At 55.9% G+C, this 8,155-nt stretch carries 8 protein-coding genes; 1 reads left to right on the forward strand and 7 read right to left on the reverse strand.

Translation table 11 applies throughout. From position 1 onward, the window contains the following. The 3 genes from QZL71_RS07975 to QZL71_RS07985 all read right to left on the reverse strand — a co-directional run. The coding region (locus QZL71_RS07975; protein ID WP_294648434.1) for an HAD hydrolase-like protein at nucleotides 1-338 on the reverse strand (338 nt) is incomplete at its 3' end. 152 nt (nucleotides 339-490) lie between these two features. Beyond that, complete coding sequence (locus tag QZL71_RS07980) at nucleotides 491-814, reverse strand: hypothetical protein (RefSeq protein WP_097774870.1); 324 nt, start codon at nucleotides 812-814, stop codon at nucleotides 491-493. Nucleotides 815-888: 74 nt separating this feature from the next. Next, nucleotides 889-1,206 carry a YerC/YecD family TrpR-related protein gene (locus tag QZL71_RS07985; protein WP_097777927.1) on the reverse strand — a complete coding sequence of 106 codons (318 nt, stop codon included), beginning with the start codon at nucleotides 1,204-1,206 and terminating at the stop codon, nucleotides 889-891. A gap of 696 nt (nucleotides 1,207-1,902) precedes the next feature. Between QZL71_RS07985 and QZL71_RS07990 the strand changes: the two genes are divergently transcribed. After that, a complete protein-coding gene (locus QZL71_RS07990) occupies nucleotides 1,903-3,630 on the forward strand; it encodes a carbon starvation CstA family protein (RefSeq protein ID WP_118527872.1) in 1,728 nt (575 codons plus the stop codon). A gap of 377 nt (nucleotides 3,631-4,007) precedes the next feature. Here QZL71_RS07990 and QZL71_RS07995 read toward each other — a convergent pair whose 3' ends face one another. From QZL71_RS07995 to QZL71_RS08010, 4 genes are all read right to left on the reverse strand, one after another. Next, nucleotides 4,008-4,700, reverse strand: coding sequence for an alpha/beta hydrolase (locus tag QZL71_RS07995; RefSeq protein WP_294648435.1), 693 nt, complete (start codon nucleotides 4,698-4,700; stop codon nucleotides 4,008-4,010). 191 nt (nucleotides 4,701-4,891) lie between these two features. Beyond that, complete coding sequence (tsf, locus tag QZL71_RS08000) at nucleotides 4,892-5,815, reverse strand: translation elongation factor Ts (protein ID WP_097774867.1); 924 nt, start codon at nucleotides 5,813-5,815, stop codon at nucleotides 4,892-4,894. A 48-nt stretch (nucleotides 5,816-5,863) separates the two neighbouring features. After that, nucleotides 5,864-6,586, reverse strand: a complete 723-nt coding sequence (rpsB, locus tag QZL71_RS08005) for a 30S ribosomal protein S2 (RefSeq protein WP_005940316.1) — start codon at nucleotides 6,584-6,586, stop codon at nucleotides 5,864-5,866. A 201-nt stretch (nucleotides 6,587-6,787) separates the two neighbouring features. Further along, nucleotides 6,788-8,155 (reverse strand): LTA synthase family protein (locus QZL71_RS08010; RefSeq protein WP_294648436.1); only part of this gene is annotated, 1,368 nt, incomplete at its 5' end.

Below are 8,155 nucleotides of genomic sequence, written 5' to 3' on the forward strand. Positions count from 1 at the left end.
ACCTGCGTGGGCTTGGAAGTAGCGGTGCACAGCACAAGGCCCGCGTCCTTCAGGCGCTGCAGCATCTCTGCTGCACCGTGGTAGGCGGCGCACTCGTGGCTGCCCTTGACGGCGTAGCTGTCGCGGTACAGGTCGGTGGCCTTTTCAATGAGGGCCGGGTCGGTAAAGTGCTCACCAAAGCTCTTGCGCAGCGGCGGGCCAAGGTAGCGGCGCAGGTTCACATTTGTGGTGTCCACGCCCATCCTGGCAAAGACTTCTTTTAATGTATTTATGATACCGGGAGCGGAATCGATCAGGGTCCCGTCCACATCAAACAGGATCGCATCGTAGTTCAGCAATTTGTAAATTTCCTCACTTTCATGGTGATACATTGTATAGTATAGCACAGAATCCCGTTATCAGCAATTCCAACAAATGGTTTTTACAAAAATTATGCATTCAAGCAGAGAAAAGGCCCGCCCGGCATCCGGACAGGCCTTTCCGCATCTTCTTACTTCGCTGCGGCATCCACAGGCGGATAGTACAGGTTGTTGGAGACGAACTCCAGCTTATCCTTGAGCACCAGCTCCAGGTTTGCCACGGCGTGCACCATGTTGGTGGCCGAATCGTTTACTTCCAGCAGCTTGCACAGGTCCAGACCGTCCAGTTTCATGGCGGCATCCATCTTCCGGCTCTCGGCGCACAGGATGTGGCTCAGGGCATTTTCCTGCAGAGCAATGCTCTCCACAAGGTCAACGACCGCCTGCTCCAGCGTCACCTTGGGCAGGCAGGGGCAGGGGCAGCGGGTGGTATCGATACAGTTCTCAGCAGACATGATAAAACCTTCCTTTCGTTCGTCCGGTCAGGGGCGGTGTACGCCCCATTCTATGTCTGCCGGGTACGCCGGTGTTACTCCTGCTTTTTAGGGTTCTGGATGCCGCGCACCTTTTCAATGGTCTCGCGGTAGCCGCCGGAGCCGTACTGGATGCAGCGGTTGATGCGGCTGATGGTGGCCGTGCTGATCTCCACTGCCTTCACGATCTGATCGTAGGTTCTGCCGTCCAGCAGCATCTTTGCCGCTTCCAGCCGCTGCGCCATATCCGAGATCTCCTTTACAGTGCACAGGTCTTCAAAGAAGTTGTAGCACTCCTCCCGCGTTTCCAGACTGAGGATGGCATCAAACAGTGCATCGGTGGTCTGGTTTCTTCTGGAATTTTTATCTGACATGAATGTTCTCCTTGCCGCCGCAGCGGACTGTCCGGTTTTGGGAGCGTTCCCTCCTTTAAATGTTCCGGAAATGTTCAGGTTCTTTCTTGCATCATCACTTTAGCACATCAAAGTGTGAAAGTCAAGCCCTTGGCGTGAACTCTTTTCATTCGTTGAGGTGTATAGTTTTTTTCGTTTCACGCATGAACAAAAATCACCTAAAAATTATTGCAGAACGCTTTTCTGAATTAGTGCATCCTCCGAACTTGTGCCAAAGATATTGACAATTTGTGAATTCCGCACTAAAATACGGACAATCATTCGGCAAATGCGATGAACAGGACATGATTCTTTGCAGCACCCTCTCCCAGAGAGCCGCCCATCTGATGCAAGGGCAGCAGTCAGGAGCAAAGCGTTCTCCCCTGCGAGCAGCCTGTGTGAACAAAGGCGCTGACCCCGCCTTCCAGTAATGCATGGCCGTTTTGCCCACGTTACGGGGCTGCGTATGTATGTACGCTGGGAGTGGCTGCCCTGTGCAGCAAACGAAGTGGTATCGCGGAGTATTCCATACACGATGTGCAGTGTATGTGAAGGCCTTCGTCTTCGATGGTTCGTCCCAAATGGAACGAACGCAGGAAGACGGGGCCTTTTTTACACCCTGCCGCCCCCATGCCGCTGACATTTGCCGGATGCCAAGAAAGGAAAGAGGTAAAAACAATGAATACGCTGGTCATCGTATTGATCGCAGCCGTGTGTCTGTTTGGCGCTTATATGCTTTACGGCCGCTGGCTGGCAAACAAGTGGGGCATCGACCCCTCTGCCAAGACCCCGGCAGTTGTCCATGAGGACGGCCGGGACTACGTTCCCACCGACGGCTGGACCGTGTTTGCACACCAGTTCAGCTCCATTGCCGGTGCAGGCCCTGTTACCGGTGCGATCCAGGCCGCTGCTTTCGGCTGGCTGCCGGTGCTGCTGTGGGTGCTGCTGGGCGGCATCTTCTTCGGTGCTGTCACCGACTTCGGCGCTCTGTATGCTTCCGTTAAGAACGACGGCAAGAGCATGGGCATGCTGATCGAAAAGTACATCGGCAAGACCGGCCGCAAGCTGTTCCTGCTGTTCTGCTGGCTGTTCTGCGGCATCGTCATTGCCGCCTTTGCCGACATGGTGGCCGGCACCTTCAATGCCTACGGTGCTGACGGTGCTCTGGTGGAGGCTGCCCAGACCAACGGTGCTGCCGGCATGGTCTCCATCATGTTCATGGTGTTCGCCGTGATCTTTGGCCTGCTGCAGAAGAACCTGCACTTCACCGGCTGGAAAGAGAATGTGATCAGCATCGTATTCATCGTGCTGTCCTTTGTGGTGGGTGCAAACTTCCCCATCATTCTGGGCAAGGCTGCATGGAGCTACATCACCTTTGTGTACATCTTCTTTGCCGCTGTCCTGCCCATGTGGCTGCTGAAGCAGCCCCGTGACCACATGACCACCTTTATGTTCGTGGCCATGATCGTGGGCGCTGTTCTGGGCCTGATCGTCAACCATCCCGTCATGAACCTGCCGGTGTTCACCGGCTTTACCAACGCCAAGCTGGGCACCATGTTCCCCATCCTGTTCGTTACCGTTGCCTGCGGCGCTGTTTCCGGTTTCCACAGTCTGGTGTCTTCCGGCACCTCCTCCAAGACCGTTACCAATGAGAAGGATATGCTGAAGGTCGGCTACGGTGCCATGGTGCTGGAAAGCCTGCTGGCTGTCATCGCCCTGTGTGTTGCCGGTGCTTCTGCTGCTGCAGACGGCACCCCCGCAGACGGCACTCCGTTCCAGGTCTTCAGCCGCGGCGTTGCCAGCTTCTTCGTGGGCTTTGGCCTGGACCAGCACTTTGCCTCTGTGTTTATGACCATGTGCGTTTCCGCACTGGCCCTGACCAGTCTGGATGCTGTGGCCCGTATCGGCCGCATGAGCTTCCAGGAGCTGTTCAGCGTGGACGACATGGAGCATGCTGAGGGCTGGCGCAAGCTGCTGTGCAACGTGTACTTCTCCACCTTCCTGACTCTGGCTTTCGGCTTCCTGCTGACCAAGATCGGCTACGCCAACATCTGGCCCCTGTTCGGTTCTGCAAACCAGCTGCTGAGCGCTCTGGTTCTGGCCACCCTGTGCGTGTTCCTGAAGGTCACCGGCCGCAGCAACAAGATGATCTTCCCTCCGCTGATCATCATGCTGTGCGTCACCTTCACCGCTCTGGTGCAGCGCCTGATCGCCATGGTCAAGGCCATCAGCAATGCCGCTGCTGTCACCATCCCCGCTGGCGAGACCACTTGGGGTGCTGTGTTCATTGCAAACGGCCTGCAGCTGATCCTGGCCGTGCTGCTGATCGTTCTGGGCCTGAACATCGTGTTCCACTCCTTCAAGGCCTATAAGAATGCTGAGCACAACAGCGAAGCAAAGGTCTGAGTTTCAGATCCTGCTGAACTGAATCTGTAAATGCAAACTGCCGCTGACGGCGTAAAAACCGTCAGCGGCAGTTTTTGTTGCTGTAAGCTTCTATGATTTGAAATGGCCTCCGCGTGCGCTCTGGCCATAAGCAGGGGAAAATTTATTTGATATTGTGGTTTGGAAACGACTACGGTCGTTTCCAAACCATTTTTTCACAGAAAGAGTCCCAAAGATAAAATGCATAGTCACCACAAAAAATGCAGTGTACGGTCACGACCTTTCCCGTGAAAAAGCAAACCAGCAAAGCCCGCAGGCTTTGCTGGTTTGCAAATATAAAAATAATACTTCCGCTAAAAATAGCCATAGCGCACGCGGCGGCTATTCTAAATCAAAAATCAAACGTTCGTTTCTTCCCACGTTTGAAGGACCGCCATCTGCACTGGGGTGTGGAACCAGTGTTCCCCGCCCTCCATGATCGTCAGATGCGCCCCGCTTTCCTGACGGAAGCGCTCGATCATGGTGCGGCTGGTCAGGGCATCCCTGTCACCATACAGCACCTGCGTGCGGCCATGCCAGTGCAGCGGATGTTCCCGCACCCAGCACAGATACGGCCATGAGAGGGTCTCCCCAAGATCCGTGGGGATCTCCCCTGCCCGCTGCAGCTGTTCCTCGGTCACATGGGCACATTGCATCATATTCGTGATGAGAGCTTCCATATCCACCACCGGAGAGACCAGCAGGGCCTTTTCCGGCGCATCTCCCTGCAGCGCCTGCATGGCAAGCCACGCGCCGATGCTCACGCCATACAGCCGGATATGCGCCCACACCGGCTTCATGCGGGCGTATACGGCTTCTATCTCCGGCACAGCCACCCACGGCAGAAGCCGCTCAGGGCTGTTTTTCCGTGCGCCATGCTCGGGCAGGTCGATAGCCAGCACCTGCCAGCCCGCTTCACAGGCTGTAGCGGCAAAACGTTCTGCCTCTTCCTTGCAGCCGTTCTTGCCGTGGAGATAGAGGTAAACATTCCGGCTCCGGCTGCCGTACAGGATGGCAGGGATGCCCGCAAGAGTCATGGTTTGTTTTTTCATAAGGGATTCTCCTTATCCGATCATGCTCTCCATTCGGAGAGACGTTTTGTTTACACTGCGCATTGCTTTTCGTCCTCCCTTCTTTCCGTTTTCTCTATGATAGCACATCCGCCCGCCAAACACAAACAAAAAAGGAGCCGCAGCGCCCTGTTACGGGTACTGCAGCTCCCAATTCAACTTTGGAAGTTAAATTACTTCACCATGCTTGCAACTTCAGCAGCGAAGTCGTCAGCACGCTTCTCCAGGCCTTCGCCCTTCTGGAAGCGGGTGAACTTGACGATCTTGATGTCGCCGCCCAGATCCTTAGCGACCTTAGCGGTGTACTGAGCAACGGTCAGGTCGCCGTCCTTGACGAACTCCTGATCGACCAGGCAGTTCTCCTTGAAGAACTTCTTGATCTTGCCCTCGATCATCTTCTGCTTCACAGCCTCGGGCTTGTTAGCGGTCTTGGGATCGCCAGCCATCTGAGCCAGCATGATCTCCTTCTCCTTGGCCACGACCTCAGCAGGGACAGAAGCCTCATCGACATAGCCGGGGTTTGCAGCTGCGACCTGCATAGCGATGTCCTTGCCGTAGGTAACGAACTCGTCCTTAGCCTCGATGCCGTTGGTGGTCTCGAAGTTGACCAGAATGCCGTGGGTGCCGCCGCCGTGGACGTATGCAGAGCAAACGCCCTCGTAACGGACGAAACGGCGAACCTTGATGTTCTCCTTGATGACCAGGATCAGGTTCTTCAGAGCCTCGTCCACGGTCTCGCCGTTCTCGGTCTTGCAAGCCATCAGAGCCTCAACATCAGCAGGGTTCTGCTTCATGATGACCTGAGTAGCCTCCTTGACGAAAGCAACGAACTTGTCGTTCTTGGCGACGAAGTCGGTCTCAGCGTTGACCTCGATGACAACACCCACCTTGCACTGGGGGCAGTAGTCAGCGTAGACCATGCCCTCGGCAGCGGTACGGCTTGCCTTCTTGGCAGCGGTAGCCAGACCACGCTCACGCAGGATCTCGATTGCCTTCTCGAAGTTGCCGTCAGCCTCGGTCAGAGCCTTCTTGCACTCCATCATGCCGCAGTCGGTCTGCTTGCGCAGTTCCATAACGTCCTTTGCAGAAATAGCCATTTTCGTATTCTCCCTTACACGTTATTTTGTTGTTTGTGGGATGGGAAATCAGGCGTTTGCTGCATCCTCAGCGGGAGCGGCCTCCTGGTTGCCCTGCTTGCCTTCCAGCACAGCGTCAGCCATAGCGCCAGCGATCAGCTTGACAGCGCGGATTGCGTCGTCGTTGCCGGGGATCACGTAATCGATCTCGTCGGGGTTGCAGTTGGTATCAACGATAGCCACGATGGGGATGTTCAGCTTGCGGGCCTCAGCAACAGCGATGCGCTCCTTGTGAGGATCGACGATGAACATAGCCTTCGGCAGGGTCTTCATGTTCTTGACACCGCCCAGGTACTTGTCCAGCTTCTCCATCTCCAGCTCCAGCTTGGCAACTTCCTTCTTGGGCAGCAGCTCGAAGGTGCCGTTCTCCTTCATCTTAGCCAGCTGATCCATACGGTCGATGCGCTTGCGGATGGTGCGGAAGTTGGTCAGCATACCGCCCAGCCAGCGAGCATTGACATAGTGCATGCCGCAGCGCAGAGCCTCGTCACGGATGGACTCCTGAGCCTGCTTCTTGGTGCCGACGAACAGGATGTCGCCGCCCTCAGCTGCAACTTCCTTCACGTAGTTGTAAGCCTCGTCCAGCTTCTTCACGGTCTTCTGCAGATCGATGATATAGATGCCGTTGCGCTCGGTGAAGATGTACTTTGCCATCTTGGGGTTCCAGCGGCGGGTCTGGTGACCGAAGTGCACACCTGCTTCGAGAAGCTGCTTCATAGAAACGACTGCCATAGTAAAAATACCTCCAGATATTGTTTTGCCTCCGCACACCGTGATCCCGGGCCGTATCGGACGGTTCGGGACTGCCCTCCACCCATTTGGGCACAAAAGGGCATAGTGATGCGTGTGTAATGCCTTGTTATAATATCACAAACAAACGCCGGTTGCAAGAGTTTTTCTCTGTTTTTTACAAAGAAATCGTCTGTTTTTCGCTCATTTGCCTGTGTCCACACCGCTCAGGCCCGCAAGGCCCATGCGCTGCAGGGCGTATCCCCTGCCGAACATCAGGTCGTACTGCAAAAGCCAGTGCTCTGCGCTCCACCGCTGCTGGAACTCGGTAGGCTCCTGCGTGGTGGTGCCGTCCAGATTCATGGTGGTTCCGCGGGTATTGGTGCGGCTGGCCACACGCAGCTGACGGTTCAGGAACTGGAAGTAGAGCGGCTCTTCCAGACCGTAAATGTCCATCATCACCGGCGAGATATCGTAAGCGGCAATGGTGCCAAGGTCCACCTGCTGCTGGCTGTAGTTGGACCACATCAGCAGCGTGGTCTGGTGCAGACGGGGGTCTGCGCTGGAATCGCTGGCATAGCCGGTAGTGGTGTAGACATCGTAATTGGAATCGATGGGGTTATAGTGGTCGCCCCAGAACACCAGAATGACCGGCTCGTCCACCTGCGAGAAGTATTCGGTCAGTTTGCCCAGCATGGCATCTGCATCCCGGATGCCGGTAGCAAAATCTTCCAGCGCGCCCACGGTGCTGGGCTTGAGGCCCGCCGGGTGGGACAGCACCTTTACGCGCTCGTCGTCCGGGTAGTTGTCCTTGTTATAATTGGTATGGTTCTGCATGGTGACAGCGTGCAGGAAGATGGGCTTGTCCGAGCTGGACTTCATGCTCTCGTACTGCTGGATGATCTGGTCGGCCATGGAATCATCGGTGACAAGGCCGTTGGTCCAGTAGTGCTTGCGCACCTTGGTCACGCCATGCATATCCTCAAGGCTGATAAAATCGTCAAAGCCGAGGTTGGGGTAAGCCTTGTCGCGGCTCCAGTATTTTGCCCAGAAGCAGTGCACGGCTGCGGTCTGGTAGCCCTTGAGCTTGAGGTAATTGGGCATGGCGAACATGGGCTTGGTCACATGCTGCTGGTAGGGCTTGCTGCCGCTGGGCAGGAAGGATACCGAGTAGCCGGTAAGGGCTTCAAACTCCACATCGCAGGTGCCGCCGCCAAAGCTTGGGCTGTAGGCCCGGCCATAGGCGCTGGTCTGCTGCAAGGCGTGCAGGTTCTTGGAGACATCGGTATCAAAGGTGATGCCGTACTGTTCCAGCTCCGAGACATCCCAGTAGGACTCGTCCATCACATAGATGATGGTGGGCTGCTTCACCTGCTCGTCCTTGGGGGTCACGGCGCTGTAGCTGGTGGAGTACAGCGGGCTGGTGGCAAACTTCTGGCTCTCGTCCGCATTGTCCAGCAGGGCATCCACCGCTTCCTGCGAGTATTCCTCGGGCTTCGAGATCTCCAGATTGGTGAGGTTGGTCATAAAGCCGGTGATCACGCCGTAGTAGCGGTAGTAGCGGTCCTGCAT

Origin of the sequence: uncultured Faecalibacterium sp. (genome assembly GCF_900066275.1) — a bacterium.
Lineage (GTDB): Bacteria > Bacillota > Clostridia > Oscillospirales > Ruminococcaceae > Faecalibacterium > Faecalibacterium taiwanense.